A 15,698-nucleotide genomic window follows, 5' to 3' on the forward strand; every position below is an offset into this window, starting at 1 on the left:
CGCCGCAGGAGCCGCCGCCATGAGCACCACGACCCTGGACAAGACCGAGACCGCCCCGGCCCCCGCGACCGCGCCCCGGCGCCGGGTGCGCCGGCGCGGCGAGCGCGGCCCGGCCGGCGCCGCCCTGCTGCACGGCGGCCTCGCCCTGGCGAGCCTGATCGCCCTGGCCCCGGTGGCCTGGCTGTTCTACCTGTCCCTCGGCCCGGACAAGGAGGACTACCTGCACCCGGCGGACATCGCGGGCAAGTTCAGCTTCTCGAACTACAGCTTCGTGCTGGAGCACACCGGGTTCCTGGACTGGTTCAAGTCGACGATGATCGTGGCGCTCGGCACGACGTTCATCGGTGTCCTGGTCGCCGCCACCACCGGCTACGCGGTCTCCCGGATGCGCTTCCCCGGCTACAAGCAGCTGATGTGGGTCCTGCTGCTCACGCAGGCCTTCCCGATCGCCATCCTGATCGTGCCGATGTACGAGATCTTCAGTGAGCTCGGCCTCATCGACACCTACTGGGCGCTGATCCTCATCAACTGCACCACCGCCGTGCCGTACAGCGCCTGGCTGCTCAAGGGGTACTTCGACACCATCCCCTTCGAGATCGACGAGGCCGGCCGGGTGGACGGGCTCAGCCCCTTCGGCACCTTCTTCCGGCTGATCCTGCCGCTGGCCCGCCCGGGCCTGGCCGTGGCCGCGTTCTACAACTTCATCACCGCCGTCGGCGAGGTCGCCTTCGCGACCACCTTCCTGCTGGACGACTCCAAGTACACCTTCGCCGTCGGCCTGCAGACCTTCGTCAGCGAGCACGACGCCCAGTGGAACTACATGGCCGCCACCGCGGTGCTGATCGCGATACCCGTGACCGTGTTCTTCTACCTCGTGCAGAAGAACCTCGTCACCGGTCTCACCGCCGGCGGCACCAAGGGCTGACGCCCGCCACTGTCCAGGCGGGCCGCGGTGCCCATCCGACCCCGCTGTCACCGCGGCCCGCCTCGCCGCCGCACCCATCGACCTCCCACCATGCCCCAGTTACGTATCAAGGACGCCATGAGCCAGCAGCACCCTGCCGCACCGGCCCGCCACTCCGCCGTCGCCACCGTCGCCGACCGCCGCGACTGGTGGCGGGACGCGGTCATCTACCAGGTCTATCCGCGCAGTTTCGCCGACAGCAACGGCGACGGCATGGGCGACCTGGAGGGCGTACGCTCCCGTCTGCCCTATCTGCGTGACCTCGGCGTCGACGCCGTGTGGCTCAGCCCCTTCTACGCCTCCCCGCAGGCCGACGCCGGCTACGACGTCGCCGACTACCGCGCCGTGGACCCGATGTTCGGCTCGCTCCTGGACGCCGACGCGCTCATCCGCGACGCCCACGCGCACGGCCTGCGTATCATCGTGGACCTGGTCCCGAACCACTCCTCCGACCAGCACGAGTGGTTCAAGCGCGCCCTCGCCGAGGGCCCCGGCTCCCCGCTCCGCGACCGCTACCACTTCCGCCCCGGCAAGGGGAAGAACGGCGAACTCCCGCCCAACGACTGGGAGTCCATCTTCGGCGGCCCGGCCTGGACCCGGGTGACCGAGCCGGACGGCACCCCCGGCGAGTGGTACCTGCACCTCTTCGCCCCCGAGCAGCCCGACTTCAACTGGAACCACCCCGCCGTCGGCGACGAGTTCCGCTCCATCCTCCGCTTCTGGCTGGACATGGGCGTGGACGGCTTCCGCATCGACGTCGCCCACGGCCTGGTCAAGGCCGACGGCCTGCCCGACCTCGGCGCCCACGACCAGCTCAAGCTGCTGGGCAACGATGTCATGCCGTTCTTCGACCAGGACGGCGTGCACGAGATCTACCGCCAGTGGCGCAAGATCCTCGACGAGTACGCGGACAAAAGGGGGCCCGAAGGGCCTTCGTCAGAAGGGCGGTGGTGGGAGACGGGCGGGCGGATCTTCGTCGCCGAGGCCTGGACCCCGACCGTCGAGCGCACCGCCAACTACGTCCGCCCCGACGAACTCCACCAGGCCTTCAACTTCCAGTACCTGGGCACGGAGTGGGACGCGGCGGAACTGCGGACCGTCATCGACCGCACCCTGGAGGCCATGCGCCCGGTCGGCGCCCCCGCCACCTGGGTGCTGTCCAACCACGACGTCACCCGGCACGCCACCCGCTTCGCCAACCCGCCCGGCCTCGGCACCCAGATCCGCACCGCGGGGGACCGGGAGCTGGGCCTGCGCCGGGCCCGCGCCGCCACCCTCCTGATGCTCGCCCTGCCCGGCTCGGCGTACGTCTACCAGGGCGAGGAACTGGGCCTCCCGGACGTCGTGGACCTGCCCGACGAGGTGCGCCAGGACCCGGCGTACTTCCGGGGCGCCGGCCAGGACGGCTTCCGCGACGGCTGCCGGGTGCCGATCCCGTGGACCCGCGAGGGCTCCTCCTACGGCTTCGGCAGCGGCGGGAGCTGGCTCCCGCAGCCCGCCGAGTGGGCCGGGCTGAGCGTGGCGGCGCAGACCGGTGTCCCCGGCTCCACGCTGGAGCTGTACCGGGCCGCGCTGCGCGCGCGCCGCGCCCACCCGGACCTCGGAGCGGGGGAGGCGGTGGAGTGGCTGCGGGCCCCCGAGGGCGTCCTGGCCTTCCGGCGCGGCGACTTCGTGTGCGTCGCGAACACCACGGGCGAGTCGGTGACGACCCCGTCGTACGGCCGCGTCCTGCTCACCAGCGGTGAGGTGACCGAGGCGGACGGCGAGACGAAGGTGCCCGCCGACACCACCGTCTGGTGGACGGCGACGGACTGACACCCGGACGCGGGGCCGCTCCTGAGGCCCCGTCGACAAGTTCTTGCATCAAGTTCACAACGGCCCGCTGCGCTTCGGCCAGCGGGCCTTTAACATCTGCGTCACCGCAAGTTTGCTGAAAGATTTCAGCAAGCGCCTTCAGCGGTCCCTTTGCCTTCAACGTCGAAGGAACCCCACATGGCACGCAGGACCCTCCCCACGGCGGTCGCCCTCACGGCCGCCGCCCTGGTTGGCATGACCCCGACGGCCGCCGAGGCCTCCCCGCCCGGCACCAAGGACGTCACCGCCGTCCTCTTCGAGTGGAACTACGCCTCGGTGGCCAAGGAGTGCACCACCACCCTCGGCCCCGCCGGCTACGGATACGTCCAGGTCTCCCCGCCCGCCGAGCACATACAGGGGGCGCAGTGGTGGACGTCGTACCAGCCCGTGTCCTACAAGATCGCGGGCCGCCTCGGCGACCGCACGGCGTTCCGGAACATGGTGAACACCTGTCACGCGGCCGGCGTGAAGGTCGTCGTCGACAGCGTGATCAACCACATGTCGGCGGGCAGCGGCACCGGCACCGGCGGCTCGTCGTACACGAAGTACGACTACCCGGGTCTGTACTCGGTCTACGACTTCGACGACTGCACCTCCCAGGTGTCGAACTACTCCGACCGCTGGAACGTCCAGCACTGCGAACTCGTCGGCCTCGCCGACCTGGACACCGGCGAGGAGTACGTCCGCAAGACCATCGCCGGCTACCTGAACGACCTCCTCACCCTCGGCGTCGACGGCTTCCGCATCGACGCGGCCAAGCACATCCCGGCCGACGACCTCGCGAACATCAAGAGCCGCCTGACCAACCCGTCCGCCTACTGGAAGCAGGAGGTCATCTACGGCGCGGGAGAGGCCGTCCAGCCCTCCGAGTACACCGGCAACGGAGACGTCCAGGAGTTCCGCTACGCCTACGACCTCAAGCGCGTCTTCACCAGCGAGAAGCTCGCCTACCTGAACAACTACGGCGAGGGCTGGGGCTATCTGAAGAGCTCGGTCGCGGGCGTCTTCGTCGACAACCACGACACCGAGCGCAACGGCAGCACGCTGAACTACAAGAGCGGCGCCGACTACACCCTGGCCAACGTCTTCATGCTCGCCTGGCCGTACGGCGCCCCGGACGTCAACTCCGGCTACGAGTGGTCGGACGCCGACGCCGGTCCCCCCAACGGCGGCCAGGTGAACGCCTGCTGGCAGGACGGCTGGAAGTGCCAGCACGCCTGGCCGGAGATCAAGTCGATGGTGGCCTTCCGCAACGCGACCCGCGGCCAGGCGGTCACCAACTGGTGGGACAACGGCAACAACGCGATCGCGTTCGGCCGGGGGAGCAAGGGCTACGTGGCGATCAACCACGAGTCCTCGTCCCTGACCCGCACCTACCAGACGTCCCTCCCGGCCGGGACGTACTGCAACGTCCAGAACAACACCCCGGTGACCGTGAACTCCAGCGGACAGTTCACCGCCACCCTCGGCTCGAACACGGCCCTCGCGCTCTACGCCGGCAAGTCGAGCTGCTGAGCACCCGCCTGACGGAGCGTGAAATCTCTTACCGGAGGTTTCACGCCCCTTGCTGCAAAATCCCTCAGTCACCCTCGCAAGGAGTCATCCCCTGTGATACCGAGATGGCCGGCGCCGCACAGACGCCGAACCCCGCAGCGCCGACGGGCCGCGGCCGTCACCGCCGTCGCCCTCGCCGCCGCACTGCTCCAGCCACTGGCCGCCCACGCGGCCACCCCGCCCGCGCCCCCCTCGGACGCGAAGCTCGCCGCCGTACCCGCCCGGCACGACGACACCCGCGAGCAGTTCTACTTCGTCATGCCGGACCGCTTCGCCAACGGGGACACCTCCAACGACCGGGGCGGCCTGACCGGATCCCGCCTGTCCACCGGGTACGACCCCACCGACAAGGGCTTCTACCAGGGCGGCGACCTCAGGGGCCTGACCAAGCGGCTCGACTACATCAAGGGCCTCGGCACCACGGCCATCTGGCTGGCGCCGATCTTCAAGAACCGCCCGGTGCAGGGCACCGGCAGCAACGCCTCGGCCGGCTACCACGGTTACTGGATCACCGACTTCACCCAGGTCGACCCGCACTTCGGCACCAACGACGACCTCAAGTCCCTCATCTCCAAGGCCCACGCCAAGGGCATGAAGGTCTTCTTCGACGTCATCACCAACCACACCGCCGACGTCGTGGACTACGACGAGAAGTCCTACGACTACCTCTCCAAGGGCGCCTTCCCCTACCTGACCAAGGACGGCAGGCCCTTCGACGACGCCGACCACGCCGACGGCAGCCGGAGGTTCCCGGCCGTCTCCGGCGCCTCCTTCCCGTACACCCCGAAGGCCACCAGCGGGAGCAAGGTCCCGGCCTGGCTCAACGACCCGACGATGTACCACAACCGGGGCGACTCGACGTACGCCGGCGAGTCCACCACCTACGGCGACTTCTCCGGCCTGGACGACCTGTGGACCGAGCGTCCCGAGGTCGTCCACGGCATGGAGAAGATCTACGAGCGGTGGGTGCGGGACTTCGCCGTCGACGGCTTCCGGATCGACACCGTCAAGCACGTGAACATGGAGTTCTGGACCCAGTGGGCCACCGCGCTGGACCGGTACGCGGCCGGGCGCGGGCGGAAGAACTTCTTCATGTTCGGCGAGGTGTACTCCGCCGACACCGCCGTCACCTCCCCGTACGTCACCCAGGGCCGACTGGACGCCACCCTCGACTTCTCCTTCCAGGACGCGGCCCGCGCCTACGCCTCCCAGGGCGGCAGCGCACGCAGACTCGCGAGCGTCTTCGGTGACGACTACCGGTACACGACCGACAAGGCCAACGCCTACGAGCAGGTCACCTTCCTCGGCAACCACGACATGGGCCGCATCGGGTACTTCCTGAAGCAGGACAACCCGAAGGCCACCGACGCCGAGATCCTGAAGAAGGACAGGCTCGCCAACGAGCTGATGTTCCTCAGCCGGGGCAACCCGGTCGTCTACTACGGCGACGAGCAGGGCTTCACCGGCTCCGGCGGCGACAAGGACGCCCGCCAGACCATGTTCGCCTCCAAGGTCGCCGACTACCTGGACGACGACGAGATCGGCACCGACCGCACCCACGCGAGCGCCGCCTACGACACCGGGGCCCCGCTGTACCGGCAGATCGCCGCGCTCGCGAAGCTGCGCAAGACCGATCCTGCCCTGACCGACGGAGTGCAGACCGAGCGGTACGCGGCCGACGGGCCCGGTGTCTACGCCTTCACACGCACCGACGCCCGGACGGGCCAGGAATACGTCGTCGCCTTCAACAACGCCGACTCCGCGAAGACGGCGACGTTCGCGACCGGATCCGCGGACATGTCGTACCGGGGCGTCTACGGCGCCACCGGCACCGTGCGGACGGACGGCGACAGGGAGGCCACCGTCACCGTCCCGGCCGGTTCCGCCGTCGTCTACAAGGCCGCCGGCACCCTCGCCGAGCCGGCCACCAAGCCAGGGATCACCCTGACCGCCCCGGCCGCCGGAGCCACCGGGACGGCCGTCCTGAAGGCCGACGTCGACGGCGGACAGCTCAACCGGGTCGTCTTCGCCGCCCAGGTCGGAAACGGCACGTGGAAGACGCTCGGCTCCGCCGACCACGCCCCCTACCAGGTCACCCAGACCCTCGGCAAGGACGTGCCCGCCGGCACCGCCCTGCGCTACAAGGCCGTCGTCATCGACTCGGCCGGGCGCACCGCGAGCGCCACGGCGAGCAGCACCACCGGGACCCCGCCCACGCCCGAGGTCCCCACGGCCTCCTCCCGGGACTACGCGATCGTCCACTACCAGCGCACGGACGGGGACTACGCCGACTGGGGCCTGTACGCCTGGGGGGACCTCGCCGACGGCGAGGCCACGAACTGGCCGGCCAGCCACCCCTTCATCGGCCGGGACGCCTACGGCGCCTTCGCCTACGTCAAGCTCAAGCCCGGCGCCTCCAACGTCGGCTTCCTGGTCATCGACAAGGACGGCGACAAGGACGTCTCGGCCGACCGGTCCATCGACGTCACCAGGACGGGTGAGGTCTGGATCGAGCAGGGCAAGGCCGAGGTACGGACCGAACGGCCCGGCTATCCCGCCCAGGACAAGACCAAGGCCGTCCTGCACTACCACCGTACCGACGGGAACTACGACGGCTGGGGCCTGCACGTCTGGACGGGTGCGGCGCACCCCACCGACTGGTCGGACCCGCTGGAGCCGGTGAAGACTGATGCCTATGGCGCGGTCTTCGAGGTGCCGCTCACCGAGGGTGCCACCAGCCTCAGCTACATCATCCACAAGGGCGACGAGAAGGACCTCCCGGCCGACCAGTCCCTGGACCTCAGGGCCAGCGGCAACGAGGTCTGGCTGGTGAACGGCCAGGAGCAGTACCTGCTGCCCCAGCCGGCCGGCAGTGCCGCCGCGCTGGACCTGACCACGTCCAAGGCGGTCTGGATCGACCGGGACACCCTCGCCTGGAACGGCGTCGACGGCGCCGCCTCCACCCAGCTGCTGTACTCCCGCGACGGCTCGATCACCGTCGAGGACGGGACGCTGACCAGTGACGACGAACGCTGGATCCGGCTGGAGAAGACCGCGCTGACCGACGCGCAGAAGGCGAGGTTCCCGCATCTGAAGGACTACACCGCCTGGTCCGTCGACCCGCGCGACCGCGACCGGATCCGCGAGGCCCTCAAGGGCCAGCTCGTAGCCTCCCAGCGCGCCGCGGGCGGCGCCGTACTGGCCGCGACCGGTGTGCAGATCGCCGGCGTGCTGGACGACCTCTACCCCGGTGCGAGGAAGGCGAAGCTCGGCCCGGTCTTCCACGACGGCAGGCCCACGCTGTCCGTCTGGGCGCCCACGGCCCAGAGCGTCTCACTCGAACTCGCCGGCGACCCCGTGCCGATGCACCGGGACGACACCACGGGGGTCTGGTCCGTCACCGGCCCCGCGTCCTGGAAGGGCAAGCCCTACCGGTACGTCGTCAAGGTGTGGGCGCCCAGCGTCCGCAAGCTGGTCACCAACAAGGTCACCGACCCGTACTCGGTCGCGCTCACCGCGAACTCCGGGCGCAGCCTCGTCGTGGACCTGAACGACCCGTCCCTGGCCCCGGCCGGCTGGACGTCGCTGCGCAAGCCGAAGGCGGTCCCGCTGAAGGACGCGCAGATCCAGGAGCTGCACATCCGGGACTTCTCCGTCGAGGACCGCACCGCGAAGCACCCGGGCACCTACCTGGCCTTCACCGACAAGGACAGCGACGGCTCCAGGCACCTGCGGGCGCTGGCCCGCGCCGGGACGTCGTACGTCCACCTGCTGCCCGCGTTCGACATCGCCACCATCGCCGAGCGGAAGGCCGACCAGGCGCGGCCGGACTGCGACCTGGCCTCCTACCCGGCCGACTCCGACCAGCAGCAGGAGTGCGTGGCGAGGACCGCCGCGAAGGACGCCTACAACTGGGGCTACGACCCGTACCACTACACGGTCCCGGAGGGTTCGTACGCCACCGACCCGGACGGCACGGCCCGTACCGTCCAGTTCCGCCGGATGGTCCAGTCGCTGAACCAGGACGGGCTGCGGGTCGTCATGGACGTCGTCTACAACCACACCGCGGCCGCCGGTCAGGCGGACACCTCCGTGCTGGACCGGATCGTGCCCGGCTACTACCAGCGGCTCCTCGCCGACGGCTCGGTGGCCAACAGCACGTGCTGCGCCAACACCGCGCCGGAGAACGCGATGATGGGCAAGCTGGTGGTGGACTCCATCGTCACCTGGGCCAAGCAGTACAAGGTCGACGGGTTCCGCTTCGACCTCATGGGCCACCACCCGAAGGCCAACATCCTCGCCGTCCGCAAGGCCCTGGACGCGCTGACCGTCGAGAAGGACGGCGTCGACGGCAAGAAGATCATCCTGTACGGGGAGGGCTGGAACTTCGGCGAGGTCGCGAACGACGCCCGGTTCGTGCAGGCCACGCAGGCCAACATGGCCGGCACCGGCATCGCCACCTTCTCCGACCGCGCCCGTGACGCGGTGCGCGGCGGCGGCCCCTTCGACGAGGACCCCGGCGTCCAGGGCTTCGCGTCCGGGCTCTTCACCGACCCCAACGCGTCCACGGCCAACGGCACCGAGGAGGAGCAGAAGGCACGCCTGCTGCACTACCAGGACCTGATCAAGGTCGGCCTGACCGGCAACCTGGCCGGGTACCGGTTCACCGACACCGACGGCAAGGAGGTGACCGGCGCCGGGGTCGACTACAACGGCGCGCCCGCCGGGTACGCACACGCGCCCGGTGACGCCCTGGCCTACGTCGACGCCCATGACAACGAGTCCCTGTTCGACGCGCTGACCTACAAACTGCCGAAGGACACCTCCGCGTCCGACCGGGCCCGGATGCAGGTCCTCGCGATGGCCACGGCGGCCCTCTCCCAGGGACCCGCGCTCTCCCAGGCCGGCACCGACCTGCTGCGCTCGAAGTCCCTGGACCGCAACTCCTTCGACAGCGGGGACTGGTTCAACGCCATCCACTGGAACTGCGCCGACGGCAACGGCTTCGGGCGCGGGCTGCCCCCGGCGGCCGACAACCAGTCCAAGTGGCGGTACGCGAAGCCGCTGCTGAGCACGGTCAAGGTCGGCTGCGAGCAGATCACCGGCGCCTCGGCCGCCTACCGGGACCTGCTCAGGATCCGCACGACCGAGAAGGCGTTCTCCCTCGGGACGGCCGCGCGGGTGCAGGAAGAGCTGTCGTTCCCGCTGTCCGGGAAGGACGAGACGCCGGGCGTGATCACCATGCGCCTCGGTGACCTGGTGGTCGTCTTCAACGCGACCCCGCAGCGGCAGGAGCAGGAGATCGCCGCCCTCGCCGGGACGCCGTACCGGCTGCACCCGGTGCAGGCGGCGGGCGCCGACGAGGTGGTGAGGACCGCCGCCTACGCGGCCGGCTCGGGCACGTTCACCGTCCCCGCGCGGACCGTCGCGGTGTTCACCCGCGCGGGGAACTAGGGTGAGGCCGTTGCCCTAGAACAGGAGTGCGCATGCCGCAGATCACCATCGACTACTCCGCCACCATGGAGAACGCCTTCGACCGTGCGGGCTTCGCCCGGGCGCTGCACGAGGCGACCGTGGAGATCGCGGCGGCGAAGCCGGAAGCCTGCAAGACGCAGTTCCGGCCGAGCGCGTACACGGTGTTCGGGTACGAGGACCCCGAGGCGCGCGGGCACGCCGTCGTGCACGTGACGATCGGGCTCCTCGCCGGACGCAGCGACGAGACGAAGGCGAAGCTGACGGAGACGGCCCTGGAGCTGCTCCGCGAGCACGTGGCGGACGCGGCGTTCACGCTGCACGCCTCCGCCGAGATCCGCGACCTCGACCCGTCGTACCGGAAGTCCGACCGGTAGGTCAGGGCGCCAGGGACAGCAGCCGGCCGACCAGCTCCGCGATGGGGCCGTCGGCCGGCTCGTCCCGCACCATTGTGCGGAGCAGGGCGGCCATGCCCTCGTCGTGGGCGGCGCCGACGGCGGCCAGCGCGGCGAAGTCGTGCACGAGCTGCCGCTCCAGCTCGGCGCGCGGGATGCGCCGGCCGTCCAGCCAGATCAGCGCCGTGGACTCGGCGAGCGAGATCCAGGAGCGGACGACCAGTTCCAGGCGCGGGGAGGCCTCGGCCACGCCCAGATGGGACAGGATCTGTTCGTACGCGGCCTGCCGGACGGAGTCGACGAGCGCGTTCGTCGTCGTGGAGCCGACGGCGGGGCCGCCGCGCATCAGGGCCGAGAAACCGGGGCCGTGCTCGTCCACGAAGTCGAAGAAGCGGCCCATCACGCGCAGCAGCCGGGCGCCCAGCGGGCCCTCGTGCGGCTCGGCGAAGCGGCTCGCGAGATCCTCCGAGGCACGCTGCAACGCGGCCTCGTACAGGCTGAGTTTGCCCGGGAAGTAGTGGTAGACGAGCGGCCGCGAGATGCCCGCCGCCGAGGCTATCTCGTCGATGGAGACCTCGTCGGGCGAGCGTCGGCTGAACAGGTCGAGGGCGACGCCGATCAGCTGCTGCCGACGTTCCTCGACGCCCATCCTGCGGCGAACCCCGGTACTCATGCGAACACTTTACCGATCGGTTCCGGCCGCTCGTGATCACATGTCGAGCACCGGGCGATCACTCCGTGCCCGGGAGACACGACCCGGAACGGCATCGAGGCCCGCTCGCCCCCCCCCGCGTACAGCAACCGCCAGCCGGCACGGTCACTCGTGTCAGCTAGTGCAGCCCGCTGATCTCCCGATCGTCCGTCAGGGTGCCCTTCAGGTCCGCCCGTGCGCCCTTCTCGGCCTTGACGGCGAGCAGCGGCCCCTCCGCGGACCCCGTGACCCCGCCCGTCGCCGAGACCGACGACGTCCCCTCGCTGCCCGCCGCGAGCAGGTACCAGCTCCCCGCCGGTGACTTCCACAGCACCCCGGCCAGCACATGAGGATCACGCGGCCCGCAGGCCGGCACATCCGTGCCCTTGGCGACGACCGCCCCGGCCGCCCCGCCCGGCGTGCGGAACTGGGCCAGCGCGGCCGTGCCGTCGCCGCGCCAGGTCTCCGCCCTGGTGCACACCCACGCACCGGACCCCCTGCCCTCGGGCAGCGGCTGCTCGGCGAACGCCCAGGCGTTGACGCTCCGGACGCCCGACGAGCGCTCGGCCGCCAGGGAGCAGGCGAACGGCGCCCAGGTGCGCAGCCCCCACGCGCCGGACGCCTCCCCGGCCGCGCCGGGCCGGCCGGCCGTGAGGTGGGCCGGGACCAGCTCGCCCAGGTCGGTGGTGAGCCGGGTGCCGGAGGCGTCGGTCAGCTGGAGCACGGTCCACGAGGCGCAGCCGCCGGTCCGCACGGCGGGGCTGGCCAGCGGCGCGGTGACACCGTCGGCGAGCATGAGCGGCGTCGCCTGCGCGTCCGGCTTCGTCAGGTCCCGCTGCGCCGCCTTCGTCACCCACGGGGCGGTCAGATAGCGGACGTTGCCGTCGGAGCGGCCCAGCACCAGCGCGCTCGCCCCGGCGCCCGTCGCGCCGTCGACCCGGGCGAAGTCCAGTGCCGCGCCCCGCGTGCCGTTCTCCGGCTCGGCGTAGCGGGCGATGCGCAGGCCGTCGTAGAGGATCACCACCCGGGCGGTGTCGACCTCGCCCGCGTACAGCAACTGGGGCGGGCCGGCCGGGCCGCCGGTCTGGGTGCCGGGGGTCGCCGAGACGCGGACCGTCTCCCCGGGGCGGGCCCAGACGGCGAGGGCGCGGCGCAGCAGGGCCTTGTCGCCGGTGAGCGGGCCGCGCGCGGGCCACACGGAGAAGTCGGTACGGGCCGAGGTCCGCCAGGCGGTGGGGGAGACCCGGGTCACCTTGCCGGGGTCGAGTGCGGCCTCGGCGGCAGGGTTCCCGGCGTAGGGGGGCGCGGCGGCACCGTCGGGGCCCCAGCCGTCGCCCGGCAGGGCGACCAGCGCGCCGCACACCGCGAGCGCCGCGGCGGCGGCGAGGGCGGCCTTGGTGTGCCGGCGGCGGCGCATCAGATCGGTGGGCCGGGCCTGGAGCGAGCACGGGTCGAACTCCGGCGAGGAGAGCAGCCCCGGCTGCATGGGCACACCGTTCGCCGCGGCCAGCGCGCCGCCCGGATCGGTGACCCCGGCGGCGTGGAGCAGGTCGCGGATGTCCGGGTCGGGCAGCTTCTCCAGGCCGCGTAGCACATAGGCGGCGCGGGCCGGGCCGGACAGGGCGGACAGCCGCTGGTCCAGGGCGAGTTCGTCGGCGCCGCCGGAGCGCGGGAACAGTCTCAGGCCCCACACCTGGGGGAGCAGCGGCGGGGCGAGCCGGGGCAGGCCCTTGCGGGGGCGGGCCGCCTCCAGGGCCGTGCGCAGGATCCGCTCGCGCAGGTAGGCGTACCCGGGGTCGCCGTCCCGGCCGGCGGCCTGGGCCGGGATCACGGACGGCTGTGTGCGGCCCCGGGGCAGGGCGCGCTGGACGAGGGCGTGTGCGGTCAGGACCCGGCGGCCGCGGCCGAGGCCCGGCGGCAGCACCAGGTAGGCCAGCCGGACCAGCCGGGGGTAGTGCTCGACGAGCGCGGCCTCGGCCTGCTCGACGTCGACCGGACCGGCGCTCCCGGCGGGGGAGGGTGCGTGGCGCTGGGATACATCCTGTGACTGCACGTCCGGGAGAACGAGCGAGCCGGCGGTTGGTCACCGCCGGACGAGTGGTTCACACCCGGGGTTCGACCAGGGCGCGCGCGTAGTTCGCCATCGACCGCTGGTAACGCGGCAGATGGGGGGCGAGCGCGCCGAGCACCAGGGACAGGCCCTCGCGGTCACGGCCGAGACTGGACAGGCACAGGGCGAGAACGGCCCGTATCGCGTCGTCCAACTCGTCGGACGGGGCGTCCAGTTCGGGGGTGAGGAGTTCGACGCCCTCCTCCGCCCGACCGGTGTTCCGCAGCGAGCTCGACAACTGGATCTTCGCTCGGCGGCCCTTGTACCCGTCGAGTCCTCGGGCCAGGGCCTCCCGGTACAGCGGCACCGCCTTGTCGGAGTGCCCGGTGGAGTCCCAGGCGCAGGCCTGCTCGAAGGGGCCGAGCGGGCTGTCGTCCGGCAGTTCGGCGACGAGGGTGTCGATCAGCGCGCGGAACTCGTGCGCGCGCTCCTCCGGATACGCGTCGAAGGCGGCCCAGGCGGCGGTCACGCGGTCTTCCCAGTTCTGGTTCACCGCGTCACCTTCGCACAGCCGTGCGCGCCCGGTCACCGGATTTGAGCGCAGCGCGCGCGGGAGCCGTATCCGAAGGCGCTGGGGCATGCTTGGCACACCGGACCGGAGGAACAGATGAGGCTGACAGGACTGCTGTTCGGCGCGGCGGCCGTACTGACGCTGGCGGGCTGCGGCTCGGGCGGCAGGACGGAGTCCGTGCCGCCGACCGCGACCGGCAGCCTGGAGCACCTGGCCGCCCAGGTGAAGTGCGAGCCGAACATGCAGACCGACGCGGACGAGATCCGCCAGGCCATCTGCCGTACCGGAGAGGGCAGGTTCATCCTCGCCACCTTCGCCACCGACCGCGGCCAGCGCGAGTGGATCAACGACGCCAAGGACTACGGCGGTCACTACCTGGTCGGCCGCAAGTGGGTCGCCGTCGGCGACGACGGGGTGGTCAAGGCGCTGCGCGGCAGGCTCGGCGGCGACCTGGAGGACGGCGCCGACCACCACGCGCACAGCGGCTGACGAGCGCGCCCGGGCGCGAGGGCACGACGAAGGCCGGTGACGGGAGGGGGATTCGTCACCGGCCTTCTGTCCTGCGCCCGTTACGGGATCATGAGCAGTTCTGACCGCGGTTGACGCAGTTGGCGATCTTGTTGGCCAGACCGTTCTTCGTGACGCTGATGAAGTCGTCGTGGTCCGTGGCCGCCTTGTGGAGCTGCTCCGGGAACCCGTCCACCGCGTAGGCGTTCTTCACCTGGCCGTTCTGGATGGTGGGCGGCGTGATGTTGTACACCAGGCGCATCGTCAGCTGCGGGATCGCCTTGAAGCCGTTCTGGCAGTTGCCATTGGCGTCGGCGAACGCGACGTGCGTGCGGTGGTTGGCGCTGTCGACGTTCTGGCCGTCCCAGCAGCTCTGGAAGGCGAACGTCCGCACCACCTTGCTGCCCTGCGGGCAGATCGGGTACTGCGTGGTCAGCTGGACCTTGTTCTCGAAGCCGGTGCAGCTCCAGTGCGCGTTGGCGTTGGCCAGACCGTTGGTGGTGGTCTTGGCGTCACCGGTGATGATCCGCAGGAACTGCGGCATCGCCACGACCTTGCTCCGCGGGCTGCCCACGTACTTGATCTGCGCCTGCACCGGGGTCAGGATGCGGCCGACGTTGCCTTCCTTGCCACCGCCGTCGGCGTTCTGGTCGAAGTCCTGGGTGCCGTCCTGGACGCGCACCACCGGCCAGTAGTACGACGACAGGTCGCTCTGGTTCTGGCAGCTCGTGGCGGCCTGGAGGAACGTCTGGTTGCTGGAGAAGGCGTTGACCTTCTGGTTGCCGACGTAGTCGTGCAGGTGGTGCGCGCCGTTGGCCACGCCGGGCGCCACGATCACGTTGTCGGTGTTGTGGTTCTTGTTGGCGTTCACACCGCAGCGCGTGGTGAAGCTGCCGGTGGAGGCGTTGCGGCCGGCGCGCGGCTTGGCCTTGACGTTCGCCTGGACCTTGGTGATGTCCACGAAGTCGGCCGCGACCGGGCCGTTGCCGGCCTGCCCGCCGATGTTGCCCTGCTGGCCGTTCTGCCCCTGCTGACCGCCGTTCTGCTGCTGACCGCCTTGCTGCTGACCGCCTTGCTGCTGGCCGCCGTTCTGCTGCTGACCGCCCTGCTGCTGGCCGCCGTTCTGCTGCTGGCCGCCGGCGGTGGTCTGGTTGGCGTTCTGCGCCGTGCAGGTGGCCAGGGTGTCCAGGCTGCTGGGAGCGGTGCCGCCGACGCGGGTGATCTCCAGCCTGATCCGGTCGAGGATCGCCTTCCGCCGGTCCTGGAGCGGCTGCAGGATGGAGTTCTGCACGAAACTCGCGTCCCTGGCCTGTGCGTCCCGCGTGGTCGCCAGACGCTGGTAGGCGTCGGTGATCTGGCGGTCGAGGTTGGCCAGTTCCCCGGCGACCTCGGTACGGGCCTGCGCCGGCACGTTGGTGAGCTTCTGCCCCACGTCCGGGCAGGAGATGGTCGCGACCTGCGCCGTCGCGGCCTTCGTCTGGTTGCCTCCCCACGACTGGTTGTCCGACTCGTGAGCCGAGGCGTAGAAGTTCGCCCAGATCAGCCCGCCCCCACCGAGCGCTAGGGCCGCCGATGCGGCTATGGCCTTGGTGGCCAGCGGCGTACGGCGTTTTCGTGTGTTGCGTCCCATGGAACTCCTC

Annotated in this window: 10 protein-coding genes; 6 read left to right on the forward strand and 4 right to left on the reverse strand. The window is 71.0% G+C overall.

Annotation, left to right across the window (positions count from 1 at the left end; translation table 11 throughout):
- The first annotated feature begins 19 nt into the window (after positions 1 to 19).
- The 5 genes from ACH4LD_RS04060 to ACH4LD_RS04080 all read left to right on the forward strand — a co-directional run bounded on the left by ACH4LD_RS04060 (position 20) and on the right by ACH4LD_RS04080 (position 10,221).
- Positions 20 to 925 (forward strand): ABC transporter permease subunit, encoded by a 906-nt coding sequence (locus ACH4LD_RS04060; protein ID WP_132783772.1) that lies wholly within the window; start codon positions 20 to 22, stop codon positions 923 to 925.
- Positions 926 to 1,042: 117 nt separating this feature from the next.
- Positions 1,043 to 2,779 carry an alpha-amylase family glycosyl hydrolase gene (locus tag ACH4LD_RS04065; protein WP_398053613.1) on the forward strand — a complete coding sequence of 579 codons (1,737 nt, stop codon included), beginning with the start codon at positions 1,043 to 1,045 and terminating at the stop codon, positions 2,777 to 2,779.
- 177 nt (positions 2,780 to 2,956) lie between these two features.
- A complete protein-coding gene (locus ACH4LD_RS04070; RefSeq protein WP_398053540.1) occupies positions 2,957 to 4,333 on the forward strand; it encodes an alpha-amylase family protein in 1,377 nt (458 codons plus the stop codon).
- A gap of 93 nt (positions 4,334 to 4,426) precedes the next feature.
- Positions 4,427 to 9,826 carry a pullulanase-type alpha-1,6-glucosidase gene (pulA, locus tag ACH4LD_RS04075; RefSeq protein WP_398053541.1) on the forward strand — a complete coding sequence of 1,800 codons (5,400 nt, stop codon included), beginning with the start codon at positions 4,427 to 4,429 and terminating at the stop codon, positions 9,824 to 9,826.
- 32 nt (positions 9,827 to 9,858) lie between these two features.
- Complete coding sequence (locus ACH4LD_RS04080; RefSeq protein WP_132783775.1) at positions 9,859 to 10,221, forward strand: isomerase; 363 nt, start codon at positions 9,859 to 9,861, stop codon at positions 10,219 to 10,221.
- A gap of 1 nt (position 10,222) precedes the next feature.
- Here the strand turns inward: ACH4LD_RS04080 and ACH4LD_RS04085 are convergent, their stop codons facing one another.
- The 3 genes from ACH4LD_RS04085 to ACH4LD_RS04095 form a co-directional block, all read right to left on the reverse strand.
- Positions 10,223 to 10,912, reverse strand: coding sequence for a TetR/AcrR family transcriptional regulator (locus tag ACH4LD_RS04085; protein ID WP_132783776.1), 690 nt, complete (start codon positions 10,910 to 10,912; stop codon positions 10,223 to 10,225).
- Between the two features lie 157 nt (positions 10,913 to 11,069).
- Positions 11,070 to 12,983, reverse strand: coding sequence for a hypothetical protein (locus tag ACH4LD_RS04090; RefSeq protein WP_398053542.1), 1,914 nt, complete (start codon positions 12,981 to 12,983; stop codon positions 11,070 to 11,072).
- A gap of 49 nt (positions 12,984 to 13,032) precedes the next feature.
- Positions 13,033 to 13,533: a tetratricopeptide repeat protein gene (locus ACH4LD_RS04095; RefSeq protein WP_398053543.1), complete on the reverse strand. Its 501-nt coding sequence runs from the start codon at positions 13,531 to 13,533 to the stop codon at positions 13,033 to 13,035.
- A gap of 114 nt (positions 13,534 to 13,647) precedes the next feature.
- On the opposite strand from ACH4LD_RS04095, the gene ACH4LD_RS04100 reads away from it, so the two are divergent.
- Positions 13,648 to 14,040: a hypothetical protein gene (locus ACH4LD_RS04100; protein WP_398053544.1), complete on the forward strand. Its 393-nt coding sequence runs from the start codon at positions 13,648 to 13,650 to the stop codon at positions 14,038 to 14,040.
- 88 nt (positions 14,041 to 14,128) lie between these two features.
- Here the strand turns inward: ACH4LD_RS04100 and ACH4LD_RS04105 are convergent, their stop codons facing one another.
- Positions 14,129 to 15,688, reverse strand: coding sequence for a DUF1996 domain-containing protein (locus tag ACH4LD_RS04105; RefSeq protein WP_398053545.1), 1,560 nt, complete (start codon positions 15,686 to 15,688; stop codon positions 14,129 to 14,131).
- Positions 15,689 to 15,698: the final 10 nt, after the last annotated feature.

Source organism: Streptomyces sp. NPDC017676 (assembly GCF_044329325.1).
Classification (GTDB): domain Bacteria; phylum Actinomycetota; class Actinomycetes; order Streptomycetales; family Streptomycetaceae; genus Streptomyces.